15 protein-coding genes are annotated in these 14,224 nt (G+C 71.5%); 2 read left to right on the plus strand and 13 right to left on the minus strand.

Features of this window, described 5'->3' with window-relative positions; translation table 11 throughout:
• Positions 1–42: 42 nt before the first annotated feature.
• Positions 43–666: a thymidine kinase gene (locus DY157_RS04580; protein WP_115727429.1), complete on the minus strand. Its 624-nt coding sequence runs from the start codon at positions 664–666 to the stop codon at positions 43–45.
• Between the two features lie 25 nt (positions 667–691).
• Positions 692–1,309, minus strand: coding sequence for a LysE/ArgO family amino acid transporter (locus DY157_RS04585; RefSeq protein ID WP_115727430.1), 618 nt, complete (start codon positions 1,307–1,309; stop codon positions 692–694).
• A 56-nt stretch (positions 1,310–1,365) separates the two neighbouring features.
• Between DY157_RS04585 and DY157_RS04590 the strand changes: the two genes are divergently transcribed.
• The gene (locus tag DY157_RS04590) at positions 1,366–2,292 is read left to right on the plus strand and encodes an ArgP/LysG family DNA-binding transcriptional regulator (protein ID WP_160159452.1); all 927 of its coding nucleotides are present in this window, start codon (positions 1,366–1,368) and stop codon (positions 2,290–2,292) included.
• Here the strand turns inward: DY157_RS04590 and aspA are convergent.
• The 11 genes from aspA to ispG form a co-directional block, all read right to left on the minus strand.
• Positions 2,289–3,767: an aspartate ammonia-lyase gene (gene aspA, locus DY157_RS04595; protein ID WP_115727432.1), complete on the minus strand. Its 1,479-nt coding sequence runs from the start codon at positions 3,765–3,767 to the stop codon at positions 2,289–2,291. The two genes, DY157_RS04590 and aspA, sit on opposite strands and share 4 nt — an antisense overlap.
• A 171-nt stretch (positions 3,768–3,938) precedes the next feature.
• Positions 3,939–4,685 (minus strand): succinate dehydrogenase/fumarate reductase iron-sulfur subunit, encoded by a 747-nt coding sequence (locus DY157_RS04600; RefSeq protein WP_115727433.1) that lies wholly within the window; start codon positions 4,683–4,685, stop codon positions 3,939–3,941.
• Positions 4,682–6,565 carry a fumarate reductase/succinate dehydrogenase flavoprotein subunit gene (locus DY157_RS04605; RefSeq protein ID WP_407923462.1) on the minus strand — a complete coding sequence of 628 codons (1,884 nt, stop codon included), beginning with the start codon at positions 6,563–6,565 and terminating at the stop codon, positions 4,682–4,684. Before DY157_RS04605 ends, DY157_RS04600 begins: the two co-directional genes overlap by 4 nt.
• Positions 6,566–6,690: 125 nt before the next feature.
• The gene (locus tag DY157_RS04610; RefSeq protein WP_115727435.1) at positions 6,691–7,395 is read right to left on the minus strand and encodes a succinate dehydrogenase; all 705 of its coding nucleotides are present in this window, start codon (positions 7,393–7,395) and stop codon (positions 6,691–6,693) included.
• A 61-nt stretch (positions 7,396–7,456) separates the two neighbouring features.
• Positions 7,457–7,798 (minus strand): phosphopantetheine-binding protein, encoded by a 342-nt coding sequence (locus DY157_RS11685; protein WP_235827069.1) that lies wholly within the window; start codon positions 7,796–7,798, stop codon positions 7,457–7,459.
• 1 nt (position 7,799) lies between these two features.
• Positions 7,800–8,303, minus strand: coding sequence for a DUF3145 domain-containing protein (locus tag DY157_RS04620; RefSeq protein WP_115727436.1), 504 nt, complete (start codon positions 8,301–8,303; stop codon positions 7,800–7,802).
• A 165-nt stretch (positions 8,304–8,468) separates the two neighbouring features.
• The gene (def, locus tag DY157_RS04625) at positions 8,469–8,960 is read right to left on the minus strand and encodes a peptide deformylase (RefSeq protein WP_115727437.1); all 492 of its coding nucleotides are present in this window, start codon (positions 8,958–8,960) and stop codon (positions 8,469–8,471) included.
• 1 nt (position 8,961) lies between these two features.
• Positions 8,962–10,770: a proline--tRNA ligase gene (locus DY157_RS04630; protein ID WP_115727438.1), complete on the minus strand. Its 1,809-nt coding sequence runs from the start codon at positions 10,768–10,770 to the stop codon at positions 8,962–8,964.
• Between the two features lie 50 nt (positions 10,771–10,820).
• Entirely contained in the window at positions 10,821–11,270 is a 450-nt protein-coding gene (locus DY157_RS04635) for a hypothetical protein (RefSeq protein WP_115727439.1), read from the minus strand.
• A 125-nt stretch (positions 11,271–11,395) separates the two neighbouring features.
• Positions 11,396–11,887 carry a hypothetical protein gene (locus DY157_RS04640; RefSeq protein WP_115727440.1) on the minus strand — a complete coding sequence of 164 codons (492 nt, stop codon included), beginning with the start codon at positions 11,885–11,887 and terminating at the stop codon, positions 11,396–11,398.
• Between the two features lie 11 nt (positions 11,888–11,898).
• Positions 11,899–13,035, minus strand: coding sequence for a flavodoxin-dependent (E)-4-hydroxy-3-methylbut-2-enyl-diphosphate synthase (gene ispG / locus DY157_RS04645; RefSeq protein ID WP_115727441.1), 1,137 nt, complete (start codon positions 13,033–13,035; stop codon positions 11,899–11,901).
• A gap of 163 nt (positions 13,036–13,198) precedes the next feature.
• On the opposite strand from ispG, the gene DY157_RS04650 reads away from it, so the two are divergent.
• Positions 13,199–14,191, plus strand: coding sequence for an aldo/keto reductase (locus tag DY157_RS04650; RefSeq protein WP_115727442.1), 993 nt, complete (start codon positions 13,199–13,201; stop codon positions 14,189–14,191).
• Positions 14,192–14,224 lie beyond the last annotated feature (33 nt).

Consider the following 14,224-nt stretch of genomic DNA (forward strand, 5'->3'; position numbering starts at 1 on the left):
TCGACTCGCAGCCGCAAGCGCATGCCTCCTCGGGAAGGAGGGTCAGGCTCTGCGCGCCGCGGCGTACGGCAGCGCTCCCCCGGCTTCGAGGTAGCAGGCCGGGCACAAGGATTCGTACGTGACCTCGACGCCGTCGATCGCGACCTGGGCGCCGTCGAAGACGTACCGGTCCCCGATCTTGCGCCCGTTGAACATCGCCTTGCGGCCGCAGCGACAGATCGTCTTCAGCTCCTCGAGCGAGTGCGCGATCTCGAGAAGGCGCAACGACCCGGGGAAGGAGTGGGTCTGGAAGTCGGTGCGGATGCCGTAGGCGAGCACCGGGATCCCGAGCTCGACGGCGATCCTCAGGAGGTCGTCGACCTGCGCCGGCTCGAGGAACTGGGCCTCATCGACGAGGAGGCACGAGATCGGCGCGAGCCCCTCCCCGGGCGCCGAGAAGGCGAGCCCGGAGACGAGGGCGAAGAGGTCGACGCCCGGCGAGACGAGGAGGTCGACTTCCCGCGCGACGCCGAGCCGCGAGACGATCGTCGAGTCGCCCTTCGTATCGACGACGGGCTTGGCGAGGAGAACGCGCTGCCCGCGCTCCTCGTAGTTGTAAGCCGCCTGCAGAAGCGCGGTCGACTTGCCCGAGTTCATCGCCCCGTACCGGAAATACAGCTTCGCCACCGCGGCTCCTTTCGATTCTCGAATCCTACCCGGCCGGGGAGAGCGCGAGGGACGCCGCGACGCCGATCATCACGAGAGCGACGAGGCCATCGAGGGCCCGCCAGGTCGAGGGGCGGTCGAGGAGTCCCGAGGCGGCGCGGGCGCCCCAGCCGATCCCGGAGAACCAGAGGATCGACGCGGTCATCGCGCCGGCCGCCGCCATCCACTTGAGCGCCCCGAAGGAGTTCGTCACGGTTCCCAGCATGAGGACGGTGTCGAGATAGACGTGGGGGTTGAGAAGTGAGACGCCGAGCGTCGTCAGCAGCACCGTGCCGCGCGACGAGGCCGGGGCCGCGTCCTTGAGGGACGCGGTGGACGAGAGGGCGGACTTCGCCGAGCCCCGGGCGAACCAGAGGAGGTAGGCGACTCCTCCCCACTTGAGGACGGCGAGGAGCCAGGGGGCCGCCCTCGTCACCGCGCCGATGCCAGCGGTGCCCGCGGCGATGAGCGCGAGGTCGCAGGCGATGCAGACGGCGACGACGACGCCGATGCGGTCGCGCCGGATCCCCTGGCGGATCACCCAGGCGTTCTGCGCGCCGATGGCGACGATGAGTCCGAGTCCGATCGACAGGCCGGTGAGGTAGGCGTGCGGGTCGAGCGTCATGCCGACGACGCTAGGGGCCCGCGAGCGGTGAAGGATAATCGATTATTCTGATGCTTGTGAAGAATTCCTTCATCTCCAGCGCGCACCTCGCGACCCTCGCGGCGATCGTCGACGAGGGGACCTTCGACGAGGCGGGCACGCGCCTGCGCATCTCGACCTCGGCCGTCAGTCAGCGGATCCGCGCGCTCGAGTCCTCGGTCGGCGCGGTCCTCCTCACGCGCACCGCCCCCGTCCGCCCGACCGCCGAGGGCGCGGTCCTCCTCCGCCTCGCGAGAGCGCAGGCCCTTCTTGCCTCCGAGGCGCTCGCCCAGCTCCCGGGCGCAACGGGCACCGGGGGCGCCGCGGAGGACGAGAACCCGATGAGTGGAAGTCGCGAGCCGACTCGCATCGCGATGGCGATCAACGAGGACTCCCTCGCGACCTGGTTCCTCCCGGTCCTCGCCGCGCTCGCGGACGAGGGCGGCATCGCCCTCACCCTGCGAACGGCGAACGAGGACCGGACGATGGATATGCTCCGCGACGCGACCGCGATCGTCGGGGTGTCGACGAGCCCCCGCGCCCTCGCCGGCTGCCGCGCGAGAGAACTCGGAACGATGACCTACGAGCCACTCGTCCGCCCGCGCCTGCTCGAGGGCGCCGACGGCCCGCTCCCCCGCGTCCATTTCGACGAGATCGACGCGCTCCAGGACGAGTCCGCCCGCGGCACGGCGCACGAGGCCGCGGGAACCGTCCACTACGTCCCCGGGCATCCCGCCTTCGAGGAGGCGATCCGCGCGGGCCTCGGCTGGGGCATGATCCCCCTCGGCACTGCGCCCGCCGGCCTCGTCCGCGTCCCCGGGGCGCGCGAGGTCGCCGTCCGGCTGTACTGGCACCGGTGGACGCTCGACTCCCCCGCGCTCGATCTCCTCGAGGACGAGGTCGTGACCGCTTTCTCCGATCACCCCGCGTGCCGACCGGCGGACGCGGTCCCGGCGCGCGACTAGGCGTCCGCGGGCTCGCCCTCCGGCTCGGGCTCGACGACGGACGGGTCGGCGCCCGAGTAGTAGCGCATGTCCCGGTACTTCGGCCGCAGGAGGTTCTCGACGCTCAGCAGCTCGTCGAGCGCCTTTTCGTCGAGGAGTCCCATTTCGAGGACGACCTCGCGGACGTTGCGCCCCGACCTCGCGCACTCGCGTCCGACGGCGTCGCCGTTCGCGTGCCCGATGACCTCGTTGAGGTAGGTGACGATCCCGATGGAGTCGAGGACGTTGCGCGTGCACACCTCGGCGTTCGCCTCGATGCCGATGATGCAGAACTCCCGCAGGGTCCGCATCGCGTTCGTCAGGAGGTTGATCGACTCGAAGAGGGTCTGCCCGATGACCGGCTCCATGACGTTGAGCTGGAGCTGCCCGGCCTCGGCGGCGAAGGTGAGAGCGACGTCGTTGCCCATCACCTTGAAGCACACCTGGTTGACGACCTCGGGGATGACGGGGTTGACCTTCGCCGGCATGATCGACGAGCCGGCGGCCCGCTCGAGCAGTCGGATCTCGCCGAGGCCCGCGCGCGGCCCGGAGGAGAGCAGGCGCAGGTCGTTGCAGATCTTCGAGAGTTTGACGGCGAGGCGCTTGATCGCCGCGTGCATCGAGACGTAGGCGCCGGTGTCGCTCGTCGCCTCGAGGAGGTTCTCCGCGCCCTTGATCTCGAGCCCGGTCACCTCGGAGAGGTAGCGGACGACGGTGGACTGGTAGCCCTCGGGCGTGTTGAGGCCCGTACCGATGGCGGTCGCGCCGAGGTTGACCTCGAGGAGAAGGGCCGAGTTGTTCCGCAGGCGCGGGATCTCCTCGCCGAGGAGGACCGAGAACGCCTCGAACTCCTGGCCGAGGCTCATCGGGACCGCGTCCTGGAGCTGGGTGCGCCCCATCTTGAGGACGTCCTTGAACTGGATGCCCTTCGAGGCGAGGGAGTCGATGAGCCGTTCGAGCTCGGCGACGAGGACCTCGATCTTCTCGTGGAGCCCGAGGCGGAAGCCCGTCGGGTAGGCGTCGTTCGTCGACTGCGACTTGTTGACGTGGTCGTTGGGGTTGACGTGCGAGTAGCGGCCCTTCGCGAAGCCGAGGTGCTCGAGGGCGAGGTTCGCGACGACCTCGTTCGTGTTCATGTTGACGCTCGTGCCCGCGCCGCCCTGGAACACGTCGATGGGGAACTGATCGAGGCAGCGCCCATTGGCGAGGATCTCGTCGCACGCCCAGATGATCGCCTCGGCGATATCCTCCGGAAGCGTCCCGTGGTCGCGATTCGCGAGGGCGGAGGCCTTCTTCACCTGGACCATGCCCCGCACGAAGGCCGGCTCCTCGCCGATCGTCGTACCGGAGATCTGGTAGTTCTCGATGGCCCGCAGGGTGTGGATCCCCCAATAGGCCTCGAGCGGGACGTCCCTGGCGCCGAGAAGGTCCTCCTCGGTCCGGCTCGCAGTCCTCACGTCGACTCCTTCATTCGCTGGCTGACCGGCGCGGATGCGCGCCGCACCCCGATGATGCCCCGCAGCGGGACGAAAGTCCGGCGCTTGTCGAAATCGAGGAGAAATCTGACGCGCGCCCAAGGATCCCTTGACGCGCGGATGACCTCGCGGGCCGCCCCGCCTCGCCCGTTCTCAGCGGTCGCGGTGGAAGAGGGCGCCCCAGCGCTCGCGCCCCACCACCCCGGTGACGGCGAGCGGAATCCCCGCCGGGCAGACCCGCGCGCATTCGCCGTAGCCCGAGCACGGGCCGAAGGCGTCCTCGTAGGCCTCGGCCATGCGGATCGCGCGGGCGCGCCGCTCCTTCGCGGGGATCGGGAGGAGCGCGAGGGAGGCGAGGCGCGCGCCGGCGTAGAGCGCCGCCGAGCCGTTCGGGCAGGCGGCGACGCAGGCGCCGCACCCGATGCAGGCGGCGAGGTCGAGCGCCGACTCGGCCGCGCAGTGGGCGACCGGAACGGCGTCGGCGTCCGGAGCCCTCCCCGTCGTCGAGGCCGAGGCCCCGCCCTCGCCCATGAGGACGTCGAGGCGCGAGCGGTCGACGACGAGGTCGCGGATGACGGGGAACGCGGCGGAGCGCAGCGGCTCGAGGACGACGAGCGCGCCCTCCGGGCGCTCGCCGAGGCGCTGGTGGCAGGCGGGGAGGTTGTCGCTCCAACCGTTCGGGCGCCCGTCGACGAGGAGGCCGCAGGCCCCGCAGATCCCCTCGCGGCAGTCCGAGTCGAAGGCGATCGGCGCCTGGCCGCGCGCGGCAAGCGAGGCGTTGAGCGCGTCGAGGAGCTCGAGGACGCTCATCCGCGGATCGGCGTCCTCGAGGGCGTACTCCTCGAAGCGCCCCTTCGCTGCGCGCGACTCCTGTCGCCAGACCCTGATCCTCAGCCTCATCGGTAGTTCCTCGTCTGGAGCGGCACCGCGCGGAACTCCAGCTCCTCGCGCCGGTGGACGAATGCGGGGGCGCCGGACTCCCACCCGGAGGTCTCCCAGGCGGACACGCAGCGCCATGCCGCGTCGTCGCGCGCGGCCTCGCCGTCGGGCAGGACGTGCTCGGCGCGGAAGTGGGCCCCGCAGGATTCCTCGCGGTTGAGGGCGTCCACGCACATGAGTTCGGCGAGCTCGAGGAAGTCGCCGATGCGCATCGCCTCGACGAGGTCGGGATTGAAGGAGTCGGCGGAACCCGTCACGCGCACACCCTCGGCGAAGGCGGAGCGGATCTGGCGGATCTCGCGCGCCCCCTCGGCGAGGCCCTCCCCCGTCCTCGTGACGCCGCACTTCGCGTACATCACGCGCCCGAGCTCGCGGTGGAACTCCTTCGCGGGCGTCACGCCCGCACCGCTCAGGAGCGCGTCGATCCGCCCGTTCACGCGCTCACGGGCCTTCGCGACGCCCGCGTCGTCCTCGGCGACGAGGCCCTCTCCGAGCCGACCCGCGAGGTACTCGGAGACGACGTGCGGGATCGTGAAGGAGCCGTCGACGCACGCGGCGAGGAGCGAGTTCGCGCCGAGCCGGTTCGCCCCGTGGTAGGCGGCGTTCGCCTCGCCCGCGACGAAGAGCCCGGGGATCGTCGATTGGAGGCGGTAGTCGACCCAGAGCCCGCCCATCGCGAAGTGGGCGCCGGGGGCGATGCGCATGGGCCGCTCGTAGGGGTCCTCGCCCGTCGAGTCGCGGTACATCGTGAAGAGGTTCCCGTACTTCTCGGCGAGGCGCGCCCGCCCCTGGGCGGCGAGGGCGTCGCGGAAGTCGAGGTAGACGGAGTTGCGGGCCTCCCCCACCCCGCGCCCGGAGGAGATCTCGGCGAAGGCGGCGCGCGAGGCGATGTCGCGGGGCGTGAGGTTCCCGAAGGCCGGGTAGCGGCGCTCGAGGTAGTAGTCGCGCTCGTCCTCGGGGATCTCGTTCGGCTCGCGGGCGTCGCCGGGGGCCTCGGGCACCCAGATGCGCCCGTCGTTGCGCAGCGACTCCGACATCAGCGTCGTCTTCGACTGCCACGGGCTCGAGACGGGCAGGGCCGTCGGGTGGAATTGGATGAAGGACGGCGAGGCGAAGGCCGCGCCCGCCCGGTGCGCGCGCCACGCGGCGCTCGCGTTCGAGTTCTTCGCGAGCGTCGAGTGGAAGTAGAGGTTCCCGTAGCCGCCGGTCGCGAGGACGATCGCATCGGCGCGCAGGACCAAGATCGCGCCGGTCTCGAGATCGCGGGCGACGACGCCGGCGGCCCGTCCATCTGCGACGACGAGGTCGAGCATCTCGGTGCGCGTATGGAGGAGGATCCGGCCCGCGCGGACTTCGCGCATGAGCGCCGAGGACGCGGCGATCTCGAGCTGCTGACCGGTCTGGCCGCGCGAGTAGAAGGTCCGCGACACCTGGACGCCGCCGAAGGAGCGGGTCGCGAGCGAACCGCCGTATTCGCGGGCGAAGGGGACGCCGAGCGCGTTCATGTGATCGATGACGCGGCTCGAGAGTTCGCCGAGCCGGAAGACCTCGGACTCGCGGGCGCGGAAGTCGCCGCCCTTGACGGTGTCGACGACGAAGCGGGCGAGCGCGTCCCCGTCGACGCCGCGGGCCCGCGCGGCGTTGATCCCGCCCTGCGCGGCGACCGAGTGCGCCCTGCGCGGCGAGTCGTGGAAGGTGAGGACCTCGACCCGGTATCCGAGCTCGGAGAGCGAGGCGGCGGCGCCCGCGCCGGCGAGCCCCGTGCCGACGACGAGGACGGTGAAGCGCTTGCGGTTGCCCGGCCCGACGAGTCGGTGCCCGGCGACGTACTCGTCCCACATCCGCTCCGGCGCGGAGCCCGGCTCGCGGGGGTCGAGGGACGCGCCCTGCTCGACGTTCGGGCGCCGATCGCGGGCGCGGCGCAGATCGATACGGGTCGTCGGGGGCCCGTCCTCGCGGAATTCGGTCATGGCAGCGCTCCCGTCGCGAGGGAGAAGACGAGCACCGCGCCGTCGCCGAGGACGATGAGCGCGGCGACGAGGACGCCGATCCGCTCGGCCGCGGCGAGGCCCTTCGGCCCGGTCGCGCCGAGGTCCTTGACGGCGAGTCCGATCCCGTGGGCGAGGTGCGCGCCGAGCGCGAGGAGGGCGAGGCCGTACGCGCCCGCCATGAGGGGGCGCGAGAGCGAGGCGACGACGTTGTGGGAGGCGTGGAAGGCAGGGTCGGGCGCCGCGAAGTCCACGGGCGCGACCCATGCGCCGATCGTGAGGTCGAGGAGGTGCATCGCGAGCCACGCGAGGAGGAGGAGGCCCGTCGGGAGCATGAGACGCGCGAGGAGGGCGCGCATGGCCTTCGTCCGCGCACCGGGCGTCCGCAGGCGGCGCGCCCGGGACTTGAGGGCGAGGGCGCACCACACATGGACGAGGACGCAGGCGAGGAGGACGACCCGGAAGATCCACAGGAGGCCCTCCCGCGGCAGGAGGGGGACGAGGATCTCGCGCAGCCATCCGGCGTAGGCGTCCATCGACGGGGCGTCGAACAGGATCTTGAGGTTCCCCAGCATGTGGACGAGGACGAAGGCCGCCATCGTGAGCCCCGTCAGCGCGAGGAGCGTCCGCAGGAGCCAGGAGGGCGCGCCCGACCGTTGCGTCGTGGTCTCCGTGCCCGCCATCGCGCACCTCCTTTCCCCCAGGGTAGAGGGCGGACGGAGCGCTCGGGCCGGTTCGGGCGAGCTAGTGCCGTTCGGCCGCCGCGTCGAGGACGTCGCCGAGCGTCGTCCACTGCGCGATCTCGGCGTCGGGGAAGGACGCGCGCAGTTCGTGCTCGATGCGGGCGACGATCGCGTAGAGCGCGAGGTCGTCGAGGTCGAGGTCTCCGCGCAGTGTCAGCTCCGCGCGCGCGTCCTCGGGTTCGAGGCCAGTCTCGGCGAGGACCGCGGCCATCGCGGTCTCACGGGCCTCGTCGGCGCGCGACGCGCCCGCGTGGGACGCGCCTGAGCCGGCGCCCTCACCCGCCTCGGCGTCCGTCGGCACCGGGTCGAGGGTGTAGCCGAGGAGCTCGGCGATCGAGCCCACCTCAGCCGACCCGGTTGTTCAGCCAGCGCACCGGCGCACCGGCGCCGGCGTGGCGGAAGGGCTCGAGCTCGTCGTCCCAGGCCTGGCCGAGGGCGAGATCGAGGCCCTCGCGCAGCTCCTCGAGGGTCGTCGCGCGCTCGAGGGCCGCTCGGATCCGGTCCTCGGGGACGACGACGTTGCCGACGGTGTCCATCTGCGAGTGGAAGATGCCGAGCGAGGGCGTGTGCGACCAGCGGCCGCCGTCGGTCTGGGCGGTGGCCTCCTCGGTCACCTCGTAGCGGAGATGCTCCCAGCCGCGCAGCGCGGACGCGAGGCGCGCGCCGGAGTCGGTCGGCCCGACCCAGGAGAACTCGCAGCGCACCATGCCGGGCGCCGCGTCCTGATCGGTCCACTGGAGGTGGACCTCCTGGCCGAGGGCGGTGCCGACGGCCCATTCGATGTGCGGGCACAGCGCGGGCGGCGTCGAGTGCACGAAAAGTACACCGCGGGTGTATGTCCCTCTCAATTCGACCTCCGGTTGCTCTCGAGGATCGTCTTCCCCTACGCCCTCGAACACGCGGTCAGTCGACAACGGTGTACTCCGTACTATAGCGAACCCGTCGCGCCTCCCCTCGGGGACGCGCGGCGGGCCGGATGTTCCGCTCATCAGCTCCGACGGGAGCGGTGAGGCTCAGAAATTCGAATTGCGGATATCGCGCAGCGCCTTCTTCCGGGTCTTCCGGTCGAGTCGATCGATGTAGATCATCCCGTCGAGGTGGTCGCACTCGTGCTGCAGGCAGCGGGCCATGAGCTCCTCGCCCTCGACCGTCACCGGCTTCCCGTCGAGGTCGATGCCCTCGACGCGGGCGTACCACGCGCGCTCGGTCGGGTACCAGAGCTCGGGGACCGAGAGGCACCCCTCCTCGCCGTCCTGGTACTCGTCCTTCGACAGCTCGACGATGCGCGGGTTGAGGACGTAGCCGATCTCCCCGTCGATGTTGTACGAGAAGGCCCGCAGGCCGACGCCGATCTGATTCGCGGCGAGTCCGGCGCGCCCGTCCATGTCGACCGTCTCGAGGAGGTCCTCGACGAGGGCCTTCACCTTCGCGTCGATCGAGGTGATCGGATCGCAGGGGGTGCGCAGGATCGGGTCGCCGATGATGCGGATGTCGCGAATCGCCATGTCAGTTCCCCCCGAGGAGTCGGGCGCGAGCGGCGAGAACGGCGTCGACCGCCTCCGCGACGGGGAGCTCGACGCGCTCGCCGGTCGCGCGCTCGCGCACCTCGACGAGCCCGTCGGCGAGGCCGCGGCCCACGACGAGTCCGAGCGGCACGCCGACGAGCTCGAAGTCCTTGAACTTCACGCCGGCGCTCACCTTGCGGCGATCGTCGAAGAGGACGTCGAGGCCGGCGGCGTCGAGGGCCGCAGCGAGCTCGGACGCCTTCTCGAAGACGGCGTCGTCCTTGCCGGTCGCGAGGACGTGGACGTCGAAGGGGGCGACGGACGCGGGCCAGGCGAGGCCGGCCTCGTCGTGGTTCGCCTCGGCGAGCGCCGCCATGACGCGCGAGACGCCGATGCCGTAGGAGCCCATCGTGACGACGCGGGTCTTCCCGTTCTCGTCCAGGACCGTCAGCCCGAGCGCCTCGGTGTACTTGCGGCCGAGGGCGAAGATGTGGCCGAGCTCGATGCCGCGCTCGAGGCGGAGCGGACCCGACCCGTCGGGAGCGGGATCGCCCTCGCGGATCTCGGCGGCCTCGATCGTGCCGTCGGCCTCGAAGTCGCGTCCCTTGACGAGGTGGAGGACGTGCTGCTTGTCGGCGTTCGCGCCGGTCACCCAGCTCGTCCCGTCGACGACGCGCGGGTCGAGGAGGTAGCGGACCGAACCGGTCGGCGCCCCGTCCTCGTCGATGACGCGGGCCGGCGAGTTCGGACCGATGACGGCGGGGCCGATGTAGCCGCAGACGAGTTCGGGATGCCCCTCGAAGTCCTCGTCGGCGGCCATGCGGACCTCGGCGGGCGACACGGAGGCCTCGAGGCGCTTCATGTCGACCTCGCGATCGCCGGGCACGCCGACGACGAGGAGCTCCTCGGACTCGTCGGGGCGCGTGAGGACGACGACGACGTTCTTCAGAGTGTCGGCGGCCGTCCACGCGCGATCGTCGCGCGGGTAGCGGTCGTTGAGGAGGTCGACGAGCGTCTCGATCGTCGGGCAGTCCGGGGTGTCGACGACGAGGGCGGCGGGCTCGTTCGAGGCGTCGACCGGCTCGGGCGCCGGCGTCGTCACGGCCTCGGCGTTCGCCGCGTAGCCGCCCTCGGAGCGGACGAAGGTGTCCTCGCCGATCGCGCTCGGGTGGAGGAACTCCTCGGAGTGGCTGCCGCCCATCGCGCCCGCCATCGCGTTGACGGGGACGAAGTCGAGTCCGAGCCGGGTGAAGATCCTCTGGTAGGCGCCGCGGTGGGCCATGTACGAGGCCTCGAGACCCGCGTCGTCGACGTCGAAGGAGTACGAGTCCTTCATGATGAACTGGCGACCGCGGATGATGCCGGCGCGCGGGCGGGCCTCGTCGCGGTACTTCGTCTGGATCTGGTAGAGCGAGAGCGGGAGATCCTTGTACGAGGAGTACATGTCCTTGACGAGGAGCGTGAACATCTCCTCGTGCGTCGGGGCGAGGAGGTAGTCGGCGTCCTTGCGGTCCTTGAGGCGGAAGAGCGTCGGGCCGTACTCGTCCCAGCGCTTCGTCGCCTTGTACGGGTCGGCGGGCTGGAGGGCCGCGAAGTGGACCTCCTGGGAGCCGATCGCGTTCATCTCCTCGCGGATGATCCCCTCGATCTTGTTGAGGGTCGCGAGCCCGAGCGGCAGCCACGTGTAGATGCCGGGGGCGGTCCGGCGGATGTAGCCCGCGCGGACGAGGAGCTTGTGGGAATCGACCTCGGCGTCGGCCGGGTCCTCGCGCAGGGTGCGCAGGAAGAAGGTAGACAGAGTTCTCAGCACCGCTCCAGAGTAGTGCACGCCCGGATCGGGCGGCGACTCCGGCCGGCGCCTCAGGCGACGCGGACTCGCGCGAAGCGGCGGGCGGCCCATCCCGCGAGTTCGGCCTCGGCGCGCTCCGGGCGGCGACGGTAGAAGCGGATCGCCCGCCACCCGGGGTAGGCCCACCGCGGGAGCTCGTTGCCGAGGGCGACCCACACGCCGAGGACGAGGACGAGGCCGAAGAGGGCGGCGACGAGGCTCGATTCGAGGATGGGATCGCGTCCGAGAACGATTCTGGCCGACAGCGCGCCCGCGGCGATCCACGCGGCGCCGACGATCGGGAACGCGGGCCAGATGATCGCCTGGGCCCTCGGAAGCACGGCCGTCGGCGCCCACGGGTAGAGGCGCTCGAGGGCGATCGTCCGGGTCCTTCTGGTCGGCCCGGCCCACAGCCATGTCCACGCGAGGAGGATCGCGAGCCCCGTGACGACGAGCATCACGACTCCGCCCCACTGCCCCACCGCGGTCCTCCTTCGGACGATGCGAGGGACGTCTTCGCTCCCTCGCGACCCGGCCAGTGTACGCGTCCGGCCCTCGGGCCCGCTCAGGCGGGTCGGGGGCCGGACGGAGGACCTGCGAGCCGCCTTCAGGCTCGGGAGACGGCCGCCCGGATGTCGAGGAGCATCCGCATCGTCGAGAACGACTCGGCGGCGAGGATCGCGTAGAGGACGGCATCGGGCGCATCCTCGCGCGAAACGTGCCGCTCGCGCAGGTGGAGGAGGGTCCGTCCGTTGGGCAGCGGAAGCAGGGCGAGGACGCAGGTGCCGGTCGGCTCCTCGTCGTCGAGTCCGGGCGCGGGCACCCGGAGGATGAGGCACTCGTCCGCCTCCGCCGCGACGAGCCGGGACTCGTCCTCGTCCTCGAAAGCCGCCTCGAGGACCGACCACACCGCGTGGGCGGGCGCGTCGATCCGGATGCCGCGGTCGACGACGACGGAGGCGGTCGGGAGGAGGAGGTCGCCCGGCAGCGACACCGCGGCCTCGGAGGCCGTGAGGCCGATCCGCTTGGGGAAGCCGGTGGCGAGGGCGGCGGCTCCGAGGCCGGCGCCGACGAGCGCGAGGGTGCGCACAGCCTTCATCGCGCTCCCCCTCAGCGTCCGACGGGGAGGACCTCGACCGAGCCCTCCCCCTCCTCGAGGCCCATCTCCTCGGCGAGGAGGGTGGCACGGCGGACGAGGGTCTCGACGATCCGATCCTCGGGGACGGTCTCGACCACCTCGCCGCGGATGAAGATCTGCCCCTTGCCGTTGCCGGAGGCGACGCCGAGGTCGGCCTCGCGCGCCTCGCCCGGGCCGTTGACGACGCAGCCCATGACGGCGACGCGCAGCGGGACCGTGAGGTCCTTGAGCCCCTCGGTCACCTCCTCGGCGAGCGTCCACACGTCGACCTGGGCGCGACCGCAGGACGGGCAGGAGACGATATCGAGGGTCCGCTCGCGCAGGCCCATGTACTCGAGGAGCTTCGTCCCGACCTTGACCTCCTCCACCGGCGGGGCGGAGAGGGAGACGCGGATCGTGTCGCCGATGCCCTCGGCGAGGAGGATCGAGAACGCGGAGACGGACTTGATGGTTCCCTGGAAGGCGGGGCCCGCCTCGGTGACGCCGAGGTGGAGCGGCCAGTCGCCCCGCTCGGAGAGCTGGCGGTAGGCCTCGATCATCGTGAGCACGTCGTGGTGCTTGACGGAGATCTTGAAGTCGTGGAAGTCGTTCTCCTCGAAGAGGGAGGCCTCCCAGACGGCCGACTCGACGAGCGCCTCGGGGGTGGCGCGGCCGTACTTCTTGAGGAGGCGAGGATCGAGCGAGCCCGCGTTGACGCCGATGCGCAGCGACACGCCGGCGTCGGAGGCGGCCTTGCAGATCTCCTTCACCTGGTCGTCGAACTTCCGGATGTTCCCGGGGTTGACGCGAACGGCGCCGCAGCCGGCGTCGATCGCCGCGAAGACGTACTTCGGGTTGAAATGGATGTCGGCGATGACGGGGATCTGCGACTGCTTCGCGATGATCGGGAGCGCCTCGGCGTCCTTGTCCGTCGGGCAGGCGACGCGGACGATGTCGCAGCCGGCGGCGGTGAGCTCCGCGATCTGCTGGAGGGTCGCGCCGATGTCGTGGGTCTTCGTCGTCGTCATCGACTGGACGGAGACGGGCGCCCCGCCGCCGACCGGGACCGTGCCCACCATGATCTGGCGGGTCTCCTTGCGCGGGAACGGCGAGGTCTTCACTGCGGGCATGCCCAAAGAAATCTCAGTCACCCGGACATTATCGCCCAGACGGCTTCCGCCGACCGCACGGGCGCGGCGCCCGGCGCGCCTATTGCCTCACACGCGCCCGGAGACCATGAAGTGAGCGCGCACGTAAACTGGGGCGACGGCACCGCGAACTCGAAGGAGAGACATGGAATCGCGCGCACTCGGATCGACGGGGCGGAGCGCCTCGGTCATCGGCATCGGCACCTGGCAGCTCGGCACCGACTGGGGAGACGTCACCGAGGAATCGGCCGCGGCCCTCCTCGACGCCTCGCTCGACGCGGGCGTCACCCTCATCGACACGGCGGACGTCTACGGCGACGGGCGCTCCGAGGGCATCATCGGCGCCCACCTCGAGACGCTCGAGGGCGAGCGCCCCTTCGTCGCGACGAAGATGGGGCGGCGCGTGCCCCAGCTCGCCGAGAACTACACGCCCGAGGCGATGCGCGCGTGGAACGACCGGTCGCGCTCCCTCCTGCGGGTCGAGGCGCTCGACCTCGTCCAGCTCCACTGCCCGCCGACCGAGGTCCTCGCCGATCCCGCGACCTGGGACGAGCTGCGCCGCATGCGCGACGAGGGACGGATCCGCGCCTTCGGCGCATCGGTCGAGACCTGCGAGCAGGCGCTCATCGCGATGGACCACGGCGCGCAGACCATCCAGATCATCCTCAACGTCTTCCGCCGCAAGCCCCTCGAAGAGGTGCTCCCCCGCGCCGCCGAGCAGGGCGTCGGGATCATCGCGCGCGTCCCCCTCGCCTCCGGCCTCCTCTCGGGCCGCTACACCCGCGAGACGACCTTCGCCCCCGGCGATCACCGCACGTACAACCGCGACGGCTCGGCCTTCGACGTCGGCGAGACCTTCTCCGGCGTCCCCTTCGAGGTCGGCGTCGACGCGGCCGCCGAGTTCACGGGCCTGTGCGCCGACCTCGGCCCCGCTGGCGCCACCCCCGCGCAGATCGCCCTCAAGTGGATCGTCGACCGGCCGGGCGTGACGACGGTGATCCCCGGGGCGCGGGACGTGGCCCAGGCCCGCGCGAACGCCGCCGCGGCCGACCTCCCCCACCTGTCCGACGCGCTCGAGAACGCCCTCGAGGCGCTCTACGACGACCGCATCCGGGAGCACGTCCACTCGAGGTGGTGACCCCGTCGACACCGAGGGCCCCGACCGCGCGGT

Origin of the sequence: Actinomyces culturomici (assembly GCF_900499005.1) — a bacterium.
Classification (GTDB): domain Bacteria; phylum Actinomycetota; class Actinomycetes; order Actinomycetales; family Actinomycetaceae; genus Pauljensenia; species Pauljensenia culturomici.

Bases quoted from the DNA above. Each gene is read 5' to 3' on its own strand.
- DY157_RS04650 (WP_115727442.1), top strand. From the start codon at position 13,199: ATGGAATCGCGCGCACTCGGATCGACGGGGCGGAGCGCCTCGGTCATC.
- DY157_RS04605 (WP_407923462.1), bottom strand. From the start codon at position 6,565: ATGTGGGACGAGTACGTCGCCGGGCACCGACTCGTCGGGCCGGGCAAC.
- DY157_RS04585 (WP_115727430.1), bottom strand. From the start codon at position 1,309: ATGACGCTCGACCCGCACGCCTACCTCACCGGCCTGTCGATCGGACTC.
- def (WP_115727437.1), bottom strand. From the start codon at position 8,960: ATGGCGATTCGCGACATCCGCATCATCGGCGACCCGATCCTGCGCACC.
- DY157_RS04610 (WP_115727435.1), bottom strand. From the start codon at position 7,395: ATGGCGGGCACGGAGACCACGACGCAACGGTCGGGCGCGCCCTCCTGG.
- ispG (WP_115727441.1), bottom strand. From the start codon at position 13,035: ATGCCCGCAGTGAAGACCTCGCCGTTCCCGCGCAAGGAGACCCGCCAG.
- DY157_RS04600 (WP_115727433.1), bottom strand. From the start codon at position 4,685: ATGAGGCTGAGGATCAGGGTCTGGCGACAGGAGTCGCGCGCAGCGAAG.
- DY157_RS04640 (WP_115727440.1), bottom strand. From the start codon at position 11,887: ATGAAGGCTGTGCGCACCCTCGCGCTCGTCGGCGCCGGCCTCGGAGCC.